Below are 19,726 nucleotides of genomic sequence, written 5' to 3'. Positions count from 1 at the left end.
CTTTTCGTTTCCGGGAACGCGTTGCATTTGATCGGAGTCTGGAAATCACATGGGGAGTGTTCAAAGAAAAAAGGCGCGCGGAACCTTCGCGCACCCCTGTATCGAAGCGCCGCACGCCTCAGTTGGATGTTATTTCGTTTTGCAGCAGCGACGATGACGGCGTCTCCGTGGCGGAGCGGACCGTCTCAAGATAGGAAAAATGCGCGTATTTTCCGTCCTGCCTGCGACCCGGACAATTTGCAGACAGCGGGGTGCCGTATTTTCCGGTGTTTTTCTGAGCAACGGGCCGGCAGGTCATTTCCGTCCGGTTGCGGAGCGTGGCGCTGCCGAAATCGCCCTGATCGAGACCGGCGCCGGCCTCGTCGTTCCACGATGTGCAGGCGCCGGGGCCAAGGGCGATGCAGAGCATGAGGCTGGGAAGAATGGTCCGCATCGCGGTTACTCCATCACATAGCCGTAGGAACCGGCGAAATCCTGCCGCGCGACCTCGCCCGGGCCACCGGTGACGGGGCGGTTGGTTACCGCTGTCAGCCCGTGCAGGAAAAGCTGCTTCTCGCTTGGCGGGCGAACGCGATCTGTCGGCAGGGCGAGCGTATCGCCGCGTGTCGGCGTAACGAGATGGGCGGAGACGATGATCACCAGTTCGGATTGCGCACGCTGGTAATCGGCGCTGCGGAAGAGCGCGCCCAGAACCGGAACATCGCCCAGCCACGGCACCTGCGAACTCATGTCCTGAAAATCGTCCTGAAGCAGGCCGGCAATCGCGAAGCTCTCGCCGTCGCGCATCTCGACGGTGGTCGAGGTCTTGCGCGTGCTGAATCCGGCCACGGTGAAGCCGCTGTCGGTGAAGCCGATGGAACTGTCGATCTGGCTGACCTCGGCGCTGAGCGACAGGTTGATGTTCTCGCCGGTCACTCGTGGCGTCATGTTCAGCACGATGCCGAACGGCTTGAATTCGACCGAGACCGTGTCGTCGTCCTGTGCCACCGGAACGGGGTATTCGCCGCCGGCCAGAAAGCTAGCTGCCTGGCCCGACAGGGCGGTCAGGTTCGGCTCGGCGAGGGTGCGCACGAATCCCTTGTCTTCCAGTGCCTCGAGAAGCATGGCGAACTGCACATCGCTTCCCCCCACGCTGAGGCCTAACGCCCCGGCGGTGTTTGCACCGGCCACGAACCCGCCACCGGTATCGCTGTTGTTCAGCAGCGATGCGGTCCGGCCGATGAACGAAACGTCGCCGCTTGCCCCGGAAACCCCCATGCTGATGCCGAGCCGCTTGCTGACCTGACGGCTCATCTCGGCAAAGCGCACCTTCATCATCACCTGCTGCGTGCCGCCGACCGACATGAGGTTCGAAACGCGGTCGGGGGCATAGCGGCCGGCGAGGTCGAGCGCGCGGTCGAGCGCCTCGGCGCTGGAAACGGTTCCCGAAAGGACGATCCCGTCATTTGCCGGACGTACCTCGATGCCCTCCCGCGGCAGGATCTCGCGCAGGCGCTCCTTCAGTTCGCCGACATCTGCGGTGACCTGCACCTCGACATTGGTGATCAGCGTGCCGTCGGGGGCGAGCAGCGTCAGCGTCGTCCGCCCCGGCGCCTTGCCGAGGACATAGATCGACCGTTCCGACAGGGTGGAAATGTCGGCGATGCCGGGGTTGGCGATCGAAAGTTCTGCAAATGCGGCATCGGTCTCGACGACAACCGCGCGGTTCATCGGAATCTTGAGCGGCCGCTGCACGGTGCCGCCCGCAATCCTGAGCGTGTCGGCATGTGCCGCGAGACTCGATACCGTGCCCGCCATCGCAAGGCCGATAAGGCCCGCGCGCAACAGGGTCCTGAATGACATGATGACTGCCTCGTTCTTGCCTGTGATCGGGCATTTTGCCCGTTTTTGTTTTTCGCGCGATATTTTAGTTAGAGAATCAATGCGTTAAATTTTGATTAGCGATGGTCAATCCTGCGAGCGAGGCGTTCCGTGGGGACCGTACGCCGGGGAAGGCAGCGACAGGCCGGGCGAATGCGCCGGCAGAGATCAGTCCGTGCAGGGAATTTCCTGCAGGATTACCTCGGCACCGCGGCGCACCTTGGTCCGGCAAACCTGTCGCTCGATCTCCTCGATCGGGGCCGTCTCGGCGATGCCAAGCAGCTTGCGCTGATCGACTTGCGCCATCTCGGTGGCGATATCGTCGTCGGTGCCAACCAGCGACAGCGAGAGGCGCCCGGTGGACTGCGCCTGTGCCAGCGCTGCGACCTGTGCGGGCGACGCCTCGACCGTGACGGTGCGGGCGATCACCGGGTCCGACCGGTTGGTATCGGCAATCTGGTCGACTGCGATGATGCGGACGCTGGTCTCGATCATCTTGGTGATGCTCTGGCCGGAAAGCTGGCCGGTCCAGTATACATCTACACGGTCGCCCGGACGCAGGAAGCCCGATACACCCGAGGCGACATCGACCTTTATGGCAAAGGCGCGCATCCCCCTGGATAGCCGCGAGGTCAGGCCGGCATCCTCGCCCGGCTCTGTGATCTTGGCGGCGAGGACGGGTTCGAACTGCTGCATCGCCGAGATGACATAGCGGTTCGGCTGGCCTTCGGGAAACAGGGCCCCTTCCTCCTGGAACGCGCCTTCGGGCAGGCTGTCCTGCTGCCAGACGATCCATTTCACGTCCTGCGGGGTCAGCGGTTCGCCATAGGCCTTCGCCTCGGCCAGGGCGAGAACGCGGGTCATCGGCGGCGCGGACTGCTTGGCGGCGAGCAGCGCATCACGCTCGGCGCTCATCCGCGAGACATAGCCCTGCGCCATGAAAACCGCGAATCCGGCGAGCCCCAGCCCGGTGACCAGAACGAGGGCGAAGACAATGCGCATGGGCTTTCCTTTCCTGCGGCCCGGACCCCGGTCATGCGGCCGTGCACGGGTATTCTGGGCAAAATCGTACTGAGAAGCGGTTAACGGGGGCTGCCAATTCGGGGTGTTTTCCGGCCGGAGCCTCGGATTTCGCCGTGCAATGCCTGCATACGGAACGAGCCGCCCTGGTTCAGAGCGGCCCGATCCGGCGTTTTGGAGAGATCGGTGATCGTGCGATCAGCCGCCGTCACCACTCTCGGGCGCCGTGCAACCGCTTCCGGTGCAGGACACGCCGGTACCGGCCCCGATCAGGCTGTCGTTGTTGAGCGTCGTCGATATCTTGCCGCCCAGACCGTTGACGCCGGTGGTTACCGAAGCGAGCACGGCAATGCCGAGACCGACGATGGCGGCGGTCAGCACGACCCAGTCGACCGTTACCGCGCCGTCTTCGTCGCGGGCGAAGGTCTTGATCAGATAGATGAACTTCATGATGGTTCCTCCTGCGGAGCTTGTGTTTCATCTGCCCTTGCCGCTGCGGTGCGGTCGATTTCCCGTACCGCAGCGGCCTGACATGGTGTAGTAAGCCCGCCGTTTGCGGCAGGACTTTGACTGCGATCGGGTTTTTTGCAGCGGGGGCGCCCGGCGGTGTTCAGGATAAGTTAACGATTTCAATGTCGTCTCGGGGAAACGGCGTGTTTTCAGGCGGCAATGTGGCCTGTCTGTCTGTGCGGGAGGAAAATGCGCCGAAAAAAATGTGCCTGCTCGGGTGCGACAATGAATTGAGGCGGAACAGATGGGCGGAACCATGCGGAACATCGCGTGGGTGATCCTGATGGTAGGGATGGCGGCGGCTGCTGCCGATGCCGAGGGAACGGGCGCCGGCGAACGGGATTTCACCTTTCGCCGTGTAAAGGTGGCCGCACCGGCGACGGGTGTGCGGCGCATTCTGGTACAGATCGACCCGGCGGAACAGGCACGGCTTCTGGCGGTGAATCCGGCGGTTCCGGAAAAGCCCGAAGTGCCCTTTTCGGCGCGGCCCGGTGCGGAGGCTACGCGTGCGGGCAACGGCCCCGATACGGTCGGGGGCAGCGTGAAATCCGCCTATGCCTGGTATTGGGAGGTGCTGTCGCCGGATATTGCGCAGAGCGGATCGGGGCGAATGGAGGCAGCCGTTGCCGCCCTGTCCCGGGGGCCGGGTGGCGCAAGCGTCGGCTCGCCGCGCCTTGCCGCGATGCAGGCGGTGGCAGACGAATACGGGGCCGAGATTCTGAAGGCAACGGTCGGCACCGGGGTTTCGCCTGCGCTGGTACTTGCCGTCATCGGCATCGAAAGCTCGGGTAACCGGGCGGCGGTCAGCCCGGCGGGGGCGGCCGGCCTGATGCAACTGATGCCGGCCACCGCCAGACGTTTCGGCGTGTCCGACCGGACCGACCCGGCCGAGAATATTCGCGGAGGTGTCGCCTATCTCGACTGGCTGCTCGATCATTTCGGTCGTGACCCGGTGCTGGCACTGGCCGCCTATAACGCCGGGGAAAACGCGGTGAAAACCCATGGCGGCGTACCGCCCTATGCCGAAACCCGCGATTATGTGCCCAAGGTCGTGGCCGCGTGGAGCGTGGCCAAAGGGCTGTGCCTGACGCCGCCGCAACTGGTTTCGGACGGCTGCGTGTTCCGGCGCGGGGTGCAGAGCGCGGCGCGGGTCACCCGATAGGGCGGGCGGCGGCCGGCGCGCCCGCCGCCGGACCGCTCCCGTTCAGGAGACGAACGCGTCGGCCCAATCCGGGTGCCGCATCCGCTGCGCATTGACGAAGGGGCAGAGCGGCACGATCTTCACGCCGTCGGTGCGGGCGTCCTCGACCAGCCGGGTGACCAGCGCCAGCCCCTCGCCATGGCCGCGCAGCGCTTCGGGAACGCCGGTATGATCGGCGATGATGAGGCCTGGGTTGACGATCGTATAGGTCAGTTCGGCCTCGAGCCCGTCCCGTGTAAGAACGTAACGGCCCCGTGTTTCGCCCTGTTCGCGAAGAATCTGGAAAGTGGTCATCCGGCACCCGTCTTGTTGATACTGGTCCTATACGATCGCCGCTTCGGTGGCGGCGACAATTTCCTCGCGCGTGACGCCGGGGGCGAGTTCCTGAACATGCAGGCCCTTGTGGGTCACATCCAGCACGCCCAGGTTGGTGATGATCCGGTCGACCACCCCCTGCCCGGTGAGCGGCAGGGTGCATTTTTTCAGTACCTTCGATTCGCCCTTCTTGTTGGTGTGGTCCATCACCACCACAACCCTGCCGACACCGGCCACCAGATCCATCGCGCCGCCCATGCCCTTGACCAGCTTGCCGGGTATCATCCAGTTTGCCAGATCGCCGTGCTCGGACACCTCCATCGCGCCGAGGATCGCCATGGCGATCTTGCCGCCGCGGATCATGCCGAAGCTGGTGGCAGAATCGAAATAGGCCGTCTGCGGCAGTTCGGTGATCGTCTGCTTGCCGGCGTTGATCAGGTCGGCATCCTCCTCGCCCTCGTAGGGGAAGGGGCCCATGCCCAGCATGCCGTTCTCCGATTGCAGCGTCACCTCGACATCCTCGGGAATGTAGTTGGCCACCAGCGTCGGGATGCCGATGCCGAGGTTTACATACATCCCGTCTTCCAGTTCCCGCGCTGCCCGCGCGGCCATCTCGTTACGATCCCAGGGCATGTCATTTCCTCCGCTTGGGTTTGGGGGCGGGCATCTCGTCGTCCATCTCTTCGAGCGCGGCGGCGAACATGTCCGCAAGCCCGTCCTGAGGAACCGAGGCAGCGGCTGTCATGAAGGCGCCGAGATTGCTGGCGCAGGCCTGAATGTAGCCCGCGACGAGCACCGGATTGGCCTTCGCATAGCCTTCGCCGAAGGTCGCGTCGAGCCTGGTCACCGCGGCATCGAGGAATTCATCGGTATAGGAAACCGCGGTTTCCCCTGCAGTCATGTCGTCATCGTCGGAAAACATCAGACCGCTTCCCTCTTGCGGGTGGTGCGCTGCTCGATGCGCTTTTCGTGTTCGCCCTGAATCAGGCGGTGGACATAGATGCCGGGCAGGTGGATGTGATCGGGGTCGAGCGTGCCGGTCGGCACGATCTCTTCCACCTCGACCACGCAGACACGCCCGCACATCGCCGCCGGCGGATTGAAGTTGCGGGCCGTCTTGCGGAAGACGAGGTTGCCGGTCGGGTCGGCCTTCCACGCCTTGACGATCGACAGATCGGCGAAGATGCCGCGTTCGAGCACATAGGTCTCGCCGTCGAATTCCTTGTGCTCCTTGCCCTCGGCGACGACGGTGCCGACACCGGTTTTGGTGTAGAAGCCGGGGATGCCGCAACCGCCGGCGCGCATGCGCTCGGCCAGCGTTCCCTGCGGGTTGAACTCCAGTTCAAGCTCGCCCGAGAGGTACTGGCGCATGAACTCGGCATTTTCGCCGACATAGGACGACATCATCTTGCCGATCTGCTTGGTGTCGAGCAGTTTGCCCAGGCCGAAACCATCCACCCCGCAGTTGTTCGACGCAACCGTCAGTTCCCGGACCCCGCTGTCGACGATCGCGTCTATCAGAAGCTCCGGAATGCCGCAGAGGCCAAAGCCCCCGGCGGCGATCAGCATGCCGTCATGCAGCAACCCGTTCAGCGCCTCTGCGGCGTTGTCGTAAACCTTGTTCATCGAGAACCTCCCGTTGACCCTTTGAAGCAGGTTTGTGCCGACTGGGAGGACGCGTGTCAAACGAATGCTGCGACGCGGCGCGTATCGATCGTGAAATGCCGCAACCTGCAGCGGCTCAGCCTGCCTTCTTCTTGCGGGGGGCGGTCTTTTTCTTCGGTCTGGCGGTCGCTTTCGCGGTCGCTGCCTTGCCGGTCGTTCCGGCGGCTGCGGTTTTCTTCCGGCCGCCCTTCTTCGCCGCCTTCTCGGCGATCAGGTCCAGCGCCTGCTCCATCGTCACCGATTGCGGGTCCGTGTCCCGGGGCAGGGTGGCATTGATCCTGCCCCATTTCACGTAGGGTCCGTAGCGACCCTCCATGATATTGACCGGGCCGCCCTCGCCGGGATGTTCGCCCAGTTCCTTCAGCGGCTTGGCCGCCGCGCCCCGACCGCCACGTGCCGCCTTCTGGGCAAGCAGTTCGACGGCGCGGTTCATGCCGATGGTGAATACCTCGTTCACATCGGGCAGGTTGGCATAGACCTTGCCGTGCCGCACGTAGGGCCCGAAGCGGCCGATCGCGGCCTCGATCGTCTCGCCGTCTTCGGGGTGCGGGCCGATCTCGCGCGGAAGGTTGAGCAGCGTCAGCGCTCTTTCCAGATCCATGTCCTCGGCCGCCCATCCCCTTGGCAGGCTGGCGCGTGGCGGCTTTGGCGCCTCCTCGGTTGGTTCGCCGCGCTGGACATAGGGGCCGTAACGACCGTCGCGCAGGGTGATCGCATCGCCCCTGTCGTGACCCAGCAGCCTGCCGTCGGGGCCGATGCCCGATTGTTCGGTGCCCGGCGGGCCGAAGGGGCGGGTGTAGCGGCATTCGGGATAGTTCGAGCAGCCGATGAACGCCCCGCCCGACCGCGCGGTGCGCATCGAAAGCCGCCCCGCGCCGCAGTTCGGGCACAGGCGCGGATCCGACCCGTCGGCCGTCGGCGGGAAGAGATGCGGCTCCAGTACCTCGTTGATCTTGTCGAGCACGTCGGTGATGCGCAGTTCCGAGGTTTCGTCCACCGCCGCCGAGAAATCGCGCCAGAACTGCGAAAGGACCAGCTTGTAATCGAGATCGCCGGCCGAAATCTCGTCGAGTTCCTCTTCCAGGCCGGCGGTAAAATCGTACCCGATGTATTTGCGGAAATAGTTCATCAGGAACGCGGTCACCAGCCGCCCCTTGTCCTCGGGGATCAGCCGGTTCTTTTCCTTCCGCACATAGCCGCGGTCCTGGATCGTCGTGACGATCGAGGCATAGGTCGACGGCCGGCCTATGCCGAGCTCCTCCATCCGCTTCACCAGCGTCGCCTCGGTATAGCGCGGCGGCGGCTGGGTGAAATGCTGCTCGGGCGCGACCTGGCGCTTACCGGCCGGCTCGCCCTGCATGATCGCCGGCAGCCGGTTGCCGTCCTCGTCCTCGCCCGGAACGTCGTCGCGCCCCTCCTCGTAGACCTTCATGAAGCCGTCGAACAGCACGACCTGTCCGGTGGCGCGCAGGCCAACCTGACCGTCGGCGCTTGCGATATCCACCGTGGTCCGTTCCAGCCGGGCGGCCGCCATCTGGCTGGCCAGCGTCCGCTTCCAGATCAGATCGTAAAGCTTGCGCTGGTCCGCATCGCCGATGCGCAGGTGTGCGGCATCGCGCGTCATGTCGGTGGGGCGGATGCACTCGTGCGCTTCCTGCGCGTTCTTGGCCTTGTTCCTGTACATCCGGGGCGAGGCGGGGACGTATTCGTCGCCATACCGGTCCCGGATCGCGTCGCGCGCGGCCATCACCGCCTCGGGCGCCATGTCGATGCCGTCGGTCCGCATGTAGGTGATGAGCCCGGCCTCGTATAGCCGCTGGGCGGCGCTCATGGTGGCGCGCGCGCCGAAGCCGAACTTGCGGCTCGCCTCCTGTTGCAGGGTCGAGGTCATGAAAGGCGGCGACGGGTTGCGGCCGGCCGGTTTCGCCTCGACCGCGCCGACCGTCAGATCGCGCGAGCGGATCGCCTGAACCGCCATTTCGGCCGCCGTCTCGTTGGCGATGCTGAACTTGTCGAGCTTCCTGCCGGCGAGCAGGGTCAGCCGCGCCTCGTAGGTCTGGCCGCGCGGCGTTTCGAGAACCGCCTTCACCGTCCAGTATTCCTGCGGCCTGAAGGCCTCGATCTCCATCTCGCGTTCGACGATCAGCCGCAGGCAGACCGATTGTACCCGCCCGGCCGACCGCGCGCCGGGCAGCTTGCGCCATAAAACCGGCGACAGGTTGAAGCCGACGAGGTAGTCGAGCGCCCGCCGCGCCAGATAGGCATCGACCAGCGGCCGGTCCACGCTGCGCGGGTTCTTCATCGCCTCGGTTACCGCCGATCTGGTGATGGCGTTGAACACGACCCGGCTGACCGGTGTATCCTTGCGGATGGCGCGGCGCTTTCGCAGCGTCTCTTCCAGATGCCAGCTGATCGCCTCGCCCTCGCGGTCGGGGTCGGTGGCGAGAATCAGCGCGTTGTCGTCCTGCAGGGCCTCGGCGATGGCCTTGACGTGCTTTTTCGAGTCGGGCGAAACCTCCCAGGTCATCTCGAAATCATGATCGGGATCGACCGAACCGTTCTTTGCCGGCAGGTCGCGAACATGGCCGTAGGACGCCAGAACGGTATAATCGTCTCCGAGATACTTGTTTATTGTCTTGGCCTTGGCAGGAGATTCGACGACGACGACCGGCATTGGGACCCTTTTCGAGGCAACTTTGCGGAATTGCCGGCGGAACATGTGGTCCCGTTCCGGGCTTGTCAATGCGGCGGCGCGGCGAATCCGGAGAAGCGATGGCGCCCCGGTTCCACGCCTCTCAACCGGTGCGGGCGAGCATTCCGCCGGGCTGGCGGACGATGGCTCCATCGAGTTCGAGTGCCAGCAATGCCTCGGCGACCCGTTGACCGGGCAGCGCCAGATCGCGCAGAAGCTGGTCTTCCGCCACCGGCGCGGGGCCCAGAAGGCTCAGGATGCGGCTGCGCAACGGAGCCGGTTCGCCGCTCGCCGCAGGCTTCGGTGCGCTGGCCGCAGGCATGCCCGGCTTCTGTTGCGTGGGCGCCGCGTTGCGCGGAGCATTTCGCCCGCTGGCGGGGGTTGATGCGGGGCCGAGGGCGGCAATGATATCTTCCGCCCCGCGCACAAGGGTTGCCCCGTCGCGGAGAAGCAGATTGCAGCCGGCGGCGCGCGCGTCGAACGGGTGGCCGGGAACCGCCATCACCTCGCGCCCCTGATCGAGCGCGTCGCGCGCGGTGATCAGGCTGCCGGAACGCACCGCCGCCTCGACCACCACAACCGCCCGCGCCAGCCCCGAAATCAGCCGGTTGCGGCGCGGGAAATGGCGCGCCTGCGGTTGCAGGCCCGGCGGCATTTCCGACAGGATCAACCCGCGTTCCGCGATATACCCTGTCAGTTTTGCATTCTCGCGCGGATAGATCACATCCACGCCGCCCGCGACCACCGCGATGGTTCCGCTGTCGAGCGCCGCCTCGTGTGCTGCCGTGTCGATACCGCGCGCGAGGCCCGAGACAACGGCGAACTCCGCCCTGCCAAGCCCGCCCGCCAATGCCCTGGCCATGCGCAGCCCGAGGCTGGAGGCGTTACGCGCCCCGACGAGGGCGATGGCGGGGTGCGCCGATATCCCCGGGTTGCCCCTTGCCCAAAGGAGCGGCGGTGCATCGGCAAGGTCGGCCAGCGCCACGGGATAGCCGGGCGCGCCGAAGCAAAGCAGCCTTGCGCCCGCCCTGCGCCCGGCGGCCATCTCGCGTTCGGCAACTTCAGGTGGACAGGGGGTGTAATCCTCGATTCCGGCCGCAGCTGCGATGCGCGGAAGCGCGTCGAGCGCCGCTTCGGCGTTGGAATCGTGTTCGGCCATCAGCCGATGGAACGTCGCCGTGCCGACCCGGCGCGAGCGCAAGAGACGAAGCCATGACCGCTTTGCTCCTTCCGAGGTGGGTGGTGCGAGGGGGTGTGGGGAAGAAAACAAATCCAAACCGGCACCACTCCGTCTCTTGCTGAGACAATCGCTACGGAGAAAGGGTTAATCGGCCGTAAATCAAACGCTCCGCCCGGAAAATAATTCGGCTCGCCCGTTTCCGGTGGCGCGGGCAGTGTCAGGCGGCCGATCCGCCGACCGTCAGGCCGCCGATCCGGAGCGTGGGCTGGCCCACGCCCACCGGCACCCACGGGCCTGCCTTGCCGCAATTGCCGATGCCGGGATCCAGCGCCATGTCGTTGCCGATTGCGGTGATGCGGCGCAGCGCGGTGGCGCCGTCGCCGATCAGCGTCGCCCCCCGGACCGGCGCGCCGATCTTGCCGTTTCTGACCCGGTAGGCCTCGGTGCAGGAAAAGACGAACTTGCCGTTGGTGATGTCCACCTGCCCGCCACCGAAGCCGACGGCGTAGAGCCCGTCCTTCAGGTCGGCGACGATATCGGCCGGGTCGGCCTCGCCACCCAGCATGTAGGTGTTGGTCATCCGTGGCATCGGCGCATGGGCGAAGCTCTCGCGCCGGCCGTTGCCGGTCGGCCTTGTTCCCATCAGGCGGGCGTTCTGGCGGTCCTGCATGTAGCCGGTGAGAATGCCGTCCTCGATCAGCACGTTGCGCCCCGATGGCGTGCCCTCGTCGTCGACGGTGATCGAACCGCGCCGGTCGGGCAGGGTGCCGTCGTCGAGCACCGTCACCCCCCGCGCCGCGATCTGCTGGCCCATCAGCCCGGCGAAGGCCGAACTTCCCTTGCGGTTGGCGTCTCCCTCAAGCCCGTGGCCGATCGCCTCGTGCAGCAGTATGCCCGGCCAGCCCGGGCCGAGCACCACGTCCATTACCCCCGCCGGGGCTGGCTCGGCTGCAAGGTTGACCAGCGCGATGCGCAGCGCCTCGCGGGTCAGCCCCTCCCAGTGGCCGCGGTCGACGAGGCCGCCGAGCCCGGTGCGCCCGCCGCCGCCCATGCCGCCCTGCTCGCGGCGCCCGTCCTGTTCGACGATAACGCTGACGTTGAGACGGCTCATCGGGCGTGTGTCGGCCACCAGCGTGCCATCGGGGCGCAGGATCGACACCTCCTGAATCGAGGCCGCGAGGGTTGCCGAGACCTGAACCACCCGCGGATCGAGCGCGCGCGCGAAGGCGTCGATCGCGCGCAGGGTTTCGATCTTTACCGCAAAGGTCGCGTCGTCGATCGGGTTGGCATCGCCGTAAAGGCGCCGGTTGGTGGGCTGTGGGCTAACGGCAAGCGTTCCGCCACCCGCGCCGACGGCAAGCCGGGCGGTTTCGGCGGCGCGTCTCAGCGCGGCTTCGCTGATCTCGGTCGAATGTCCGTAGCCGGCGGTTTCGCCGCGCACCGCGCGCAGGCCGAATCCCTCCGAGGCGTCGTAGCTTGCCGTTTTCAGTCTGCCATCGTCGAAAACCAGCGCTTCGGAGCGCCGGCGTTCGAGGAAAATCTCGCCGTCGTCGGCGCCGTCGGTCGCCCCGCGCAGGACGGCGAGCGATGCGTCGGGGTCGATGTGCGTCGCGAACGGACGGAAGGGCGCGGGATCGGCGGTGCTCAAGGCGGAGACTCCGTTTGGCTGGTGCGTTGCATGTGACCATTGACGGAAATCACCGGCTTGTGCTGTTTTTACTAATATGGTCTCTTGAGCCAAGGACACAACGGGTGGGATCGCATGGCGGCGGGTGCCGTCTGGGAGGATGCTCGTTTCGGCTTTGCCGAATAGCGAACGGGACAAAACTGATGCGACTTTCGACGCTTGCAGGCAGCGCAGTGGCTGCCGCTGCCGGGTTCATGGGATCCACCGCCGTCTTTGCGCAGGACGTGGCCGGCGATCTGGAGGTGATCGGCGCGCCGGTGCCGGGCGGGATGGGCTGGCAGCCTGCCGCCTCGTCGGTGGCGCGCGACATCCACTGGCTCGACGGGCTTCTGCTCTATATCATCACTGCGATTGTGGTTTTCGTCGTCGGTCTGCTGGGGTGGGCCCTGCTGCGCTACAACAGCCGGGCCAATCCCAACCCGGCGCGTTTCTCGCACAATTCGCCGGTCGAGATCGCCTGGACGGTGATTCCGATCCTGATTCTGATCGTGATCGGTTCGTTCTCGTTGCCGATCCTGTTCAAGCAACAGACGATGCCGGTGGCCGATATAACCATCAAGGCAACGGGCAACCAGTGGTACTGGCACTACGATTATCCCGATCACGAATTCGGCTTCGACAGTTACATGATCGGCTTCGATGCCGACAACAAGCTGACGCCGGATGTCGAGGCCCAACTGGCCGAGGCGGGTTACAGGAAAGAGCATTTCCTTCTGGCGACCGACACGGCAGTGGTCGTGCCGGTTGGCCGGAACGTGATCGTGCAGGTCACGGCCGCGGACGTGATCCATTCATGGGCGTTGCCCGCCATGGGCGTGAAACAGGACGGCGTGCCCGGGCGGCTGGCCGAGTTGTGGTTCCAGCCCGAGAAGGAAGGCATCTATTTCGGCCAGTGCTCGGAGCTTTGCGGCATCGCCCACGCCTACATGCCGATCACCGTCAAGGTGGTGAGCGAAGAGGCCTATGAGCAATGGCTCGACAGCGCCATCGAGGAATACGCCGGCAAGCCGCGCAATGTCGATGTCGCGTCGGCCCGGTAGCCGGTCGATGGAGGGACACAGCGGATGAGCCATGTCTGAAATCGGTACACAGACCACCGTTCACGGTTCCGAACCGGGGCTGGCGGATTATTTCGCGCTGCTCAAGCCACGGGTGATGTCGCTGGTTGTCTTTACCGCGCTTGTCGGGTTGCTGGTGGCGCCGGTGCCGGTGCATCCCTATCTCGCGCTGGTCTCGATTCTGTTCATCGCCATCGGCGGCGGGGCGTCGGGTGCGCTGAACATGTGGTGGGATGCCGATATCGACCGGGTGATGCGCCGCACTTCGAAACGGCCGATCCCCTCGGGGCGTGTCGGCGAAGGCGAGGCGCTTGGACTGGGGATCGCGCTGTCTGGTCTTTCGGTGATGATGCTGGGGCTGGCGGCGAACCTGGTCGCGGCGGGGCTGCTGGCGTTCACCATCTTCTTTTACGTCGTGATCTACACGATGTGGCTGAAACGCTGGACACCGCAGAACATCGTCATTGGCGGGGCCGCGGGGGCGTTTCCGCCGATGATCGGCTGGGCTGTGGCGACCGGCGGCGTTTCGGTCGAGCCGATCCTGATGTTCCTGCTGATCCTTGTCTGGACGCCACCGCATTTCTGGTCGCTCGCGCTGTTCATGAATTCGGATTACGACGATGCCGGCGTGCCGATGCTGACCGTCACCCATGGCCACGATACCACCCGGCGGTATATTTTCGGCTATGCGCTGGCGCTTTCGGCCTGTTCGCTGGCGCTGGTCCCTACCGCCATTGGCGGGCCGGTCTATCTGACAACCGCGCTGGTGATGAACGCCCGCTTCGTGACCGGCGCGTGGCGGGTGATGAGGCGCGGCACACCGGAGGCCGTGGCAACCGCCTACGGGGTGGAAAAGCGCTTCTTCAAGCTGTCGCTGTGGTATCTGTTCCTGCTCTATTCCGCACTGCTGGCGGATGCGGCGTTGCGCGGGCCGGGCGTGATCGGAGCGGACGCATGATCCGCGCGACGCACGAACTTCACAGCCGCCGCAGAGGGCGGAACTTCGGGCTGCTGCTGCTGCTGCTGGCATTCGTCGCCATCGTTTTCGGCATGACCATCGTCAAGGTCGGCGACGGTCAGGACGTGCTGGGAACCGGGATGGTTTCGCGCGAGGCGGCGGAATGATCTTCCGCCGCCTCCGGGGGCCGCAGCGGACGCTGGCCCAGACGATCGCCGTGGTGGTGGTGATGGGGTCGCTCGCCTGGGCAGCGGTGCCGCTTTACGATGTCTTCTGCCGCGTCACGGGCTACGGCGGGACCACAAGCACGGCGCAGGCGGGTTCGGACGTGGTGCTGGACCGGACGATGAAGATCCGCTTCGATGCCAGCCTCGGGCGCGACATGCCGTGGAGCTTCAGGCCGCTCCAGCGCGAGATGGAGGTCCGCATCGGGGAGACGGCGCTTGCCTTCTACGAGGCACACAACCCGACGGAGCGCCCTGTCGCCGGGCAGGCGAGCTACAATGTGACGCCCTACGAGGCGGGCCCGTTCTTTGCCAAGATCGACTGCTTCTGTTTCACCGAACAGATTCTCCAGCCGGGAGAGAGCGTCATCATGCCGGTCAGTTTCTTTGTCGATCCGGAAATCGTCGATGACCGCAATGCGAAATACGTCAACCATATCACGCTGTCCTATACCTTTCACGAAATCGACCTGCCGGAAGAGCAGGCACTGCTGGCCGTGGCCAACTAGAAACGCGCAAGGGACCCCAAATGGCACATGAAAAGAACCACGATTATGTCATCCTGCCCCCGTCGATCTGGCCCTTCATGGGCGCGGTCGGCGGGTTTGTCATGCTGTTCGGGGCCGTCCTGTGGATGAAGGGCATCACCCCGTTCATCTTCTTCGCCGGAGCGCTGACGGTGCTCTACGTCATGTATGGCTGGTGGAGCGACACGATCAGCGAGAACGAGGCCGGCGAATACACGCCCGTGGTGCGGATCGGCCTGCGCTACGGTGTCATCCTGTTCATCATTTCCGAGGTGATGTTCTTCGTCGCCTGGTTCTGGTCGTTCATCAAGCATGCGATGTATCCCGGTGGTCCGGAAGAGCCCGCCATGTACCAGACATGGCCGCCGCAGGGGATAGAGCCCTTCGATCCCTGGCATCTGCCGCTCATCAACACGCTGATCCTGCTGTGCTCGGGCATGGCGGTCACCTGGGCGCATTATGCGCTGGTGCACGACAACAACAACCGCAGGGACCTGCGGAACGGCCTGATTCTGGCGGTGGCGCTGGGGGCGCTGTTCACCTTCTTCCAGGCCTATGAATACAGCCATGCGGCCTTCGGTTTCGCCGGCAACATCTACGGCGCCAATTTCTTCATGGCGACGGGTTTCCACGGCGCCCACGTCATCATCGGCACCATCTTCCTGTTTGTCTGCTACCTGCGTGCCCGTGCCGGCCAGTTCACCCCCGACAGCCATGTCGGGCTCGAGGCGGCGGCGTGGTACTGGCACTTCGTCGACGTGGTCTGGCTGTTCCTGTTTACCGTCGTCTACATCTGGGGAAGCTGATCCGCCGGGCCTGTCCAGGGCGGGTCTTTGGAAGTATCTGCCGGGGGGCGCGATGTTTCGCGCCCCTTTCGCATCGCCATCCGGGGAGTTCTGTCCGTGCGTTATCTCTTTGCCCTGATCGTCGGTGCGGGCGGCGTTGCGGTCCTGCTGGCGCTTGGTGTCTGGCAGATGCAGCGCCTGCACTGGAAAGAGGCGATCCTGGACGAGATCGACAGCCGGATCGCCGCCGATCCGGTTCCGTTGCCAGCAGCCCCGGACAGCCGGGCCGACCGTTACCTGCCGGTCCGGGTCGAAGGGCGCACCGGAGCGCGGGAGCTTCACGTCCTTGTCTCGACCCGCGACCTCGGGCCGGGTTTTCGTATCGTCACCAGCCTCGATACCGACAGCGGCCGCCGCATCCTGCTTGACCGGGGTTTCGTAGCGGCCAACCGCAAGAACGAAACCCGTCTGCCCACCCATGTTGCGATCAACGGGAATCTGCACTGGCCCGACGAGCGGGACGGGTTTACACCCGAAAACGATGTCGGCGGCAATTTCTGGTACGCCCGCGACGTGGCCGAGATGGCGCGGGCGCTGGGGGCGGAGCCGGTTCTTGTCGTCGCCCGCGACGGTGGTGGCGGGGTGGTCACGCCGCTGCCGGTCGACAGCGCCGGCATCCCCAACAACCATCTGGGCTATGCGGTGCAGTGGTTCGGGCTTGCCGCGGTCTGGGCGGGGATGACACTGCTGCTGCTTCGTCGTATGGCACGCCGGACGCCGGAGTCGGAGGAGAAGACCTGATGCGATACATCTCGACCCGCGGGCAGGCGCCCGTGCTGAGCTTCGAAGACGCGATGCTGACCGGGCTGGCGCGCGACGGCGGGCTCTATGTACCCGAGACCATCCCGGCGATGGACCCTTCCGAGATCGCCGCACTGGCCGGGCTTTCCTACGAGGAGGCCGCATTCCGCATCATGCGCCCCTTCGTCGGTGGCAGCTTCACCGATACCGAATTTCGCGAGGCCATCGCCCGTGCCTACGCGGGTTTCGGCCATGCGGCGCGGGCGCCGCTGGTGCAGCTTGCGCCCAACCATTTCCTGCTCGAACTGTTCCACGGGCCGACACTGGCCTTCAAGGACTTTGCCATGCAGCTTATCGGCCAGTTGTTCCAGGTCGCGCTGGAGCGGCGGGGCGAGCGGGTCACCATCGTCGGCGCGACCTCGGGCGATACCGGTTCGGCGGCGATCGAGGCGTTTCGCGGGCTCGATGCGGTGGATGTGTTCATCCTGTTTCCGCATGGCCGGGTGTCCGAGGTGCAGCGCCGCCAGATGACCACGCCGGCCGAGGCCAACGTGCACGCGCTGGCGCTCGATGGCGATTTCGACGATTGCCAGGCGCGACTGAAGGACATGTTCAACGATTTCGCCTTTCGCGATGCGGTCGGCCTGGCTGGCGTCAACTCGATCAACTGGGCGCGGGTGCTGGCGCAGGTGGTCTATTATTTCACCTCGGCAGTGGCGCTCGGCGCGCCCTATCGCGCGGTTTCCTTCACCGTTCCCACCGGCAATTTCGGCGATATCTTCGCCGGCTATATCGCCCGCCGCATGGGGCTGCCGGTCGAAAGGCTGGTGATCGCCACCAACCAGAACGACATCCTTCACCGTGCGCTGACATCGGGCGGCTATGTGACATCGGGCGTTGCCCCCTCGATCAGTCCGTCGATGGACATTCAGGTCAGTTCGAATTTCGAGCGCGCGCTGTTCGATGCCTACGGCCGCGACGGCGCGGCCGTGGCGCAACTGATGGACGAACTGAAAGGCGCGGGCGGCTTCGCCATCAGCCAGGGCGCGCTCGAATCCCTGCGCGAGACCTTTGCCTCGGGCCGCGCGTCGGAGGCGGAAACCTCGGCCGAGATCGCCCGCACCTTCGCCGACACCGGCGAGGTGCTGTGCCCGCATTCGGCGGTCGGCGTCCATGTCGCGCGGCAGCATCTGGGCAAGACACCGATGATCACACTTTCCACCGCGCACCCGGCCAAGTTTCCCGATGCGGTCGAGGCAGCGACCGGGCTGCGGCCGCCCCTTCCCAATCGCATGGCGGACCTGTATGAGCGGCCCGAACGGGTGACCCGGGTAGCAAACGACCTGGGTCAGCTTGAGACCCTCATCAGCGAAAGGCGCGCCATTTGAGCGTAAGACTGGACAGTTTGCCCAACGGGCTTCGCGTCGTCACCGAGGACATGCCGGGGCTGGAAAGCGCCGCCGTGGGCCTCTGGGTCAATGCGGGCGGGCGGCACGAGCGGCTCGAACAGAACGGGATCGCCCATTTTCTCGAACACATGGCGTTCAAGGGCACGCGCAAACGCACCGCGCTGCAGATAGCCGAGGAAATCGAGGATGTAGGCGGGTTCATCAACGCCTATACCTCGCGCGAGGCTACGGCCTATTATGCGCGCGTGCTGAAAAACGACGTGCCGCTGGCGATGGACGTGATCGCCGATATCGTGCTCAACCCCGTCTTCGACGAGGGCGAGATCGAGATCGAGCGCGGGGTGATCCTGCAGGAGATCGGTCAGGCGCTCGACACGCCCGACGATATCATTTTCGACTGGCTGCAGGAGGCCGCCTATCCCGGACAGGCGCTGGGGCGCACCATCCTCGGCCCTTCGGAGCGCGTGGCGCACTTTGGCCGGGCCGATCTTGCCGGATTTGTCGCCGAGCATTACGGGCCGGGCCAGATGGTGCTGGCGGCGGCCGGCGCGGTGGATCACGACCAGATCATGCGGCTGGCCGAAACGCTGTTCGGGCACCTTCCCGTCGTCGATTTCCGCGGCCATGACAGCGCCGTCTTTCGCGGTGGCGAGCGGCGCGAGATCAAGACGCTGGAGCAGGTGCATTTTGCGCTCGCGCTGGAAAGCCCGGCCTATCGCGACGACGATGTCTATGTGGCGCAGGTCTATGCGACGCTGCTGGGCGGAGGCATGTCCTCGCGGCTGTTTCAGGAGATCCGCGAAAAGCGGGGTCTGTGCTATTCGATCTTCGCGCAGGCCGGCGCCTATGCCGATACCGGCATGATGACGGTCTACGCCGGCACCTCGGCGGACGATATCGGCCGGCTTGCCGACCTGACGGTGGACGAATTGCGCCGGGTGGCGAACGATCTGACCACTGCCGAGGTCGATCGGGCCCGCGCCCAGATGAAGGCGGGGCTTCTGATGGGGCTCGAAAGCCCTTCGGCCAGGGCCGAACGGCTAGCGCGGCTGGTGGCGGTCTGGGACAGGGTGCCGACGCTCGACGAGACGGTTGCCCGGATCGAGGCGGTCGACCGGGCGGGAGTGCTGGCCTTTGCCGCGAAGCTTGCCGGCTCCGGCACGGCGGCGCTGGCGCTTTATGGCCCCGCCGGGAAGGCGCCCCAACTGGGGGTTTTGCAGGAGAGGCTCGCGGCCTGATGCGGCTTGGCCGGAGGAAGGTACGGATCGTGACCGAGCGCATGATACTGCGCCCGCCGGTCCACGCCGACTTTCGCGCCTGGAGTGGTCTTCGCAACGATTCGCGCCTTTTCCTCGAACGGTGGGAGCCGCTCTGGGCCGCTGATCACCTGAGCCGCAAGGCGTTTACCAACCGTGTCTACTGGGCGCAGCGGTCGGTTTCGGCCGATACGGCGCTGCCTCTCTTCATGATACGCGCGGCCGACGATCAGCTTCTGGGTGCGATCACCCTGGACAACATCCGCCGCGGCCCGGCGCAGGACGGAACGCTCGGCTATTGGGTCGGCCAGCCCTTTGCGCGCCAGGGGTACATGCGCGAGGCGATCCTGGCGCTGACCCATCACGCCTTCACCACGCTCGATCTCAGCCGACTTCAGGCGGCCTGCCTGCCCGAGAACGCGGCCTCGCGCGGCTGCCTCGAAAAATGCGGCTTCAAGTACGAGGGCGTCGCCCAGAGCTATCTTCAGATCGCCGGGCGCTGGCGCAATCACGTGCTCTATTCCAACCTCCGCGCCGATCGGCGGGGAAAGACGGATGTCGGCGCCGCCTGAACCGTT

At 65.4% G+C, this 19,726-nt stretch carries 21 protein-coding genes; 10 read left to right on the top strand and 11 right to left on the bottom strand.

Going from position 1 to position 19,726, the window contains the following annotated elements; all coding sequences use genetic code 11:
- Window positions 1-118: 118 nt before the first annotated feature.
- From ACK5IR_RS02750 to ACK5IR_RS02735, 4 genes are all read right to left on the bottom strand, one after another.
- Window positions 119-433 (bottom strand): hypothetical protein, encoded by a 315-nt coding sequence (locus tag ACK5IR_RS02750; protein ID WP_416925668.1) that lies wholly within the window; start codon window positions 431-433, stop codon window positions 119-121.
- 5 nt (window positions 434-438) lie between these two features.
- Window positions 439-1,842: a type II and III secretion system protein family protein gene (locus tag ACK5IR_RS02745; protein ID WP_416925666.1), complete on the bottom strand. Its 1,404-nt coding sequence runs from the start codon at window positions 1,840-1,842 to the stop codon at window positions 439-441.
- Window positions 1,843-2,028: 186 nt separating this feature from the next.
- Entirely contained in the window at window positions 2,029-2,862 is an 834-nt protein-coding gene (gene cpaB / locus ACK5IR_RS02740) for a Flp pilus assembly protein CpaB (protein ID WP_416925664.1), read from the bottom strand.
- 216 nt (window positions 2,863-3,078) lie between these two features.
- Window positions 3,079-3,330, bottom strand: coding sequence for a Flp family type IVb pilin (locus ACK5IR_RS02735; RefSeq protein WP_416925662.1), 252 nt, complete (start codon window positions 3,328-3,330; stop codon window positions 3,079-3,081).
- A 304-nt stretch (window positions 3,331-3,634) separates the two neighbouring features.
- Here ACK5IR_RS02735 and ACK5IR_RS02730 point away from each other — a divergent pair, with 304 nt between their 5' ends.
- Entirely contained in the window at window positions 3,635-4,552 is a 918-nt protein-coding gene (locus tag ACK5IR_RS02730) for a lytic transglycosylase domain-containing protein (protein WP_416925660.1), read from the top strand.
- A 42-nt stretch (window positions 4,553-4,594) separates the two neighbouring features.
- Here the strand turns inward: ACK5IR_RS02730 and ACK5IR_RS02725 are convergent, their stop codons facing one another.
- From ACK5IR_RS02725 to tldD, 7 genes are all read right to left on the bottom strand, one after another.
- Window positions 4,595-4,885: a GNAT family N-acetyltransferase gene (locus tag ACK5IR_RS02725; protein ID WP_416925658.1), complete on the bottom strand. Its 291-nt coding sequence runs from the start codon at window positions 4,883-4,885 to the stop codon at window positions 4,595-4,597.
- 27 nt (window positions 4,886-4,912) lie between these two features.
- Window positions 4,913-5,539, bottom strand: a complete 627-nt coding sequence (locus tag ACK5IR_RS02720) for a CoA transferase subunit B (protein WP_416925656.1) — start codon at window positions 5,537-5,539, stop codon at window positions 4,913-4,915.
- Between the two features lies 1 nt (window position 5,540).
- The gene (locus tag ACK5IR_RS02715; protein WP_416925654.1) at window positions 5,541-5,828 is read right to left on the bottom strand and encodes a hypothetical protein; all 288 of its coding nucleotides are present in this window, start codon (window positions 5,826-5,828) and stop codon (window positions 5,541-5,543) included.
- Window positions 5,828-6,532, bottom strand: a complete 705-nt coding sequence (locus ACK5IR_RS02710; RefSeq protein ID WP_416925652.1) for a CoA transferase subunit A — start codon at window positions 6,530-6,532, stop codon at window positions 5,828-5,830. The genes ACK5IR_RS02715 and ACK5IR_RS02710 overlap by 1 nt, the downstream gene beginning before the upstream one ends.
- 115 nt (window positions 6,533-6,647) lie before the next feature.
- Entirely contained in the window at window positions 6,648-9,245 is a 2,598-nt protein-coding gene (topA, locus tag ACK5IR_RS02705; protein ID WP_416925650.1) for a type I DNA topoisomerase, read from the bottom strand.
- Window positions 9,246-9,366: 121 nt separating this feature from the next.
- Window positions 9,367-10,539, bottom strand: a complete 1,173-nt coding sequence (gene dprA / locus ACK5IR_RS02700; protein ID WP_416925648.1) for a DNA-processing protein DprA — start codon at window positions 10,537-10,539, stop codon at window positions 9,367-9,369.
- A gap of 121 nt (window positions 10,540-10,660) precedes the next feature.
- A complete protein-coding gene (tldD, locus tag ACK5IR_RS02695; protein ID WP_416925646.1) occupies window positions 10,661-12,091 on the bottom strand; it encodes a metalloprotease TldD in 1,431 nt (476 codons plus the stop codon).
- A gap of 182 nt (window positions 12,092-12,273) precedes the next feature.
- On the opposite strand from tldD, the gene coxB reads away from it, so the two are divergent.
- From coxB to ACK5IR_RS02650, 9 genes are all read left to right on the top strand, one after another.
- Window positions 12,274-13,170 (top strand): cytochrome c oxidase subunit II, encoded by an 897-nt coding sequence (gene coxB, locus ACK5IR_RS02690; protein ID WP_416925644.1) that lies wholly within the window; start codon window positions 12,274-12,276, stop codon window positions 13,168-13,170.
- A 31-nt stretch (window positions 13,171-13,201) separates the two neighbouring features.
- On the top strand, window positions 13,202-14,146 hold the full coding sequence (locus ACK5IR_RS02685; protein WP_416925642.1) for a heme o synthase: 945 nt from the start codon (window positions 13,202-13,204) through the stop codon (window positions 14,144-14,146).
- On the top strand, window positions 14,143-14,313 hold the full coding sequence (locus ACK5IR_RS02680) for a hypothetical protein (RefSeq protein WP_416925640.1): 171 nt from the start codon (window positions 14,143-14,145) through the stop codon (window positions 14,311-14,313). Before ACK5IR_RS02685 ends, ACK5IR_RS02680 begins: the two co-directional genes overlap by 4 nt.
- Window positions 14,310-14,879, top strand: coding sequence for a cytochrome c oxidase assembly protein (locus ACK5IR_RS02675; protein WP_416925638.1), 570 nt, complete (start codon window positions 14,310-14,312; stop codon window positions 14,877-14,879). The genes ACK5IR_RS02680 and ACK5IR_RS02675 overlap by 4 nt, the downstream gene beginning before the upstream one ends.
- 20 nt (window positions 14,880-14,899) lie before the next feature.
- Entirely contained in the window at window positions 14,900-15,703 is an 804-nt protein-coding gene (locus ACK5IR_RS02670) for a cytochrome c oxidase subunit 3 (RefSeq protein WP_416925636.1), read from the top strand.
- A 96-nt stretch (window positions 15,704-15,799) separates the two neighbouring features.
- Entirely contained in the window at window positions 15,800-16,483 is a 684-nt protein-coding gene (locus ACK5IR_RS02665) for an SURF1 family protein (protein WP_416925634.1), read from the top strand.
- The gene (gene thrC, locus ACK5IR_RS02660; protein ID WP_416925632.1) at window positions 16,483-17,871 is read left to right on the top strand and encodes a threonine synthase; all 1,389 of its coding nucleotides are present in this window, start codon (window positions 16,483-16,485) and stop codon (window positions 17,869-17,871) included. Before ACK5IR_RS02665 ends, thrC begins: the two co-directional genes overlap by 1 nt.
- Window positions 17,868-19,130 carry a M16 family metallopeptidase gene (locus ACK5IR_RS02655; RefSeq protein ID WP_416925630.1) on the top strand — a complete coding sequence of 421 codons (1,263 nt, stop codon included), beginning with the start codon at window positions 17,868-17,870 and terminating at the stop codon, window positions 19,128-19,130. Before thrC ends, ACK5IR_RS02655 begins: the two co-directional genes overlap by 4 nt.
- Window positions 19,130-19,720: a GNAT family N-acetyltransferase gene (locus ACK5IR_RS02650; protein WP_416925629.1), complete on the top strand. Its 591-nt coding sequence runs from the start codon at window positions 19,130-19,132 to the stop codon at window positions 19,718-19,720. Before ACK5IR_RS02655 ends, ACK5IR_RS02650 begins: the two co-directional genes overlap by 1 nt.
- Window positions 19,721-19,726: the final 6 nt, after the last annotated feature.

The organism is Tropicimonas sp. (assembly GCF_047971885.1).
Lineage (GTDB): Bacteria > Pseudomonadota > Alphaproteobacteria > Rhodobacterales > Rhodobacteraceae > Tropicimonas.
The sequence above is the reverse complement of the archived record's forward strand: the minus strand, read 5'-3'. Positions and strand labels throughout refer to the sequence as shown.

Excerpts from the sequence above, each read along its gene's own strand:
- ACK5IR_RS02730 (WP_416925660.1), top strand. The coding sequence starts at position 3,635 with ATGGGCGGAACCATGCGGAACATCGCGTGGGTGATCCTGATGGTAGGG.
- ACK5IR_RS02675 (WP_416925638.1), top strand. The coding sequence starts at position 14,310 with ATGATCTTCCGCCGCCTCCGGGGGCCGCAGCGGACGCTGGCCCAGACG.
- ACK5IR_RS02685 (WP_416925642.1), top strand. The coding sequence starts at position 13,202 with ATGTCTGAAATCGGTACACAGACCACCGTTCACGGTTCCGAACCGGGG.
- ACK5IR_RS02735 (WP_416925662.1), bottom strand. The coding sequence starts at position 3,330 with ATGAAGTTCATCTATCTGATCAAGACCTTCGCCCGCGACGAAGACGGC.
- topA (WP_416925650.1), bottom strand. The coding sequence starts at position 9,245 with ATGCCGGTCGTCGTCGTCGAATCTCCTGCCAAGGCCAAGACAATAAAC.
- ACK5IR_RS02745 (WP_416925666.1), bottom strand. The coding sequence starts at position 1,842 with ATGTCATTCAGGACCCTGTTGCGCGCGGGCCTTATCGGCCTTGCGATG.
- ACK5IR_RS02710 (WP_416925652.1), bottom strand. The coding sequence starts at position 6,532 with ATGAACAAGGTTTACGACAACGCCGCAGAGGCGCTGAACGGGTTGCTG.
- ACK5IR_RS02750 (WP_416925668.1), bottom strand. The coding sequence starts at position 433 with ATGCGGACCATTCTTCCCAGCCTCATGCTCTGCATCGCCCTTGGCCCC.
- cpaB (WP_416925664.1), bottom strand. The coding sequence starts at position 2,862 with ATGCGCATTGTCTTCGCCCTCGTTCTGGTCACCGGGCTGGGGCTCGCC.
- ACK5IR_RS02725 (WP_416925658.1), bottom strand. The coding sequence starts at position 4,885 with ATGACCACTTTCCAGATTCTTCGCGAACAGGGCGAAACACGGGGCCGT.
- ACK5IR_RS02715 (WP_416925654.1), bottom strand. The coding sequence starts at position 5,828 with ATGTTTTCCGACGATGACGACATGACTGCAGGGGAAACCGCGGTTTCC.
- ACK5IR_RS02670 (WP_416925636.1), top strand. The coding sequence starts at position 14,900 with ATGGCACATGAAAAGAACCACGATTATGTCATCCTGCCCCCGTCGATC.
- ACK5IR_RS02680 (WP_416925640.1), top strand. The coding sequence starts at position 14,143 with ATGATCCGCGCGACGCACGAACTTCACAGCCGCCGCAGAGGGCGGAAC.
- ACK5IR_RS02650 (WP_416925629.1), top strand. The coding sequence starts at position 19,130 with ATGCGGCTTGGCCGGAGGAAGGTACGGATCGTGACCGAGCGCATGATA.
- coxB (WP_416925644.1), top strand. The coding sequence starts at position 12,274 with ATGCGACTTTCGACGCTTGCAGGCAGCGCAGTGGCTGCCGCTGCCGGG.
- thrC (WP_416925632.1), top strand. The coding sequence starts at position 16,483 with ATGCGATACATCTCGACCCGCGGGCAGGCGCCCGTGCTGAGCTTCGAA.
- ACK5IR_RS02720 (WP_416925656.1), bottom strand. The coding sequence starts at position 5,539 with ATGCCCTGGGATCGTAACGAGATGGCCGCGCGGGCAGCGCGGGAACTG.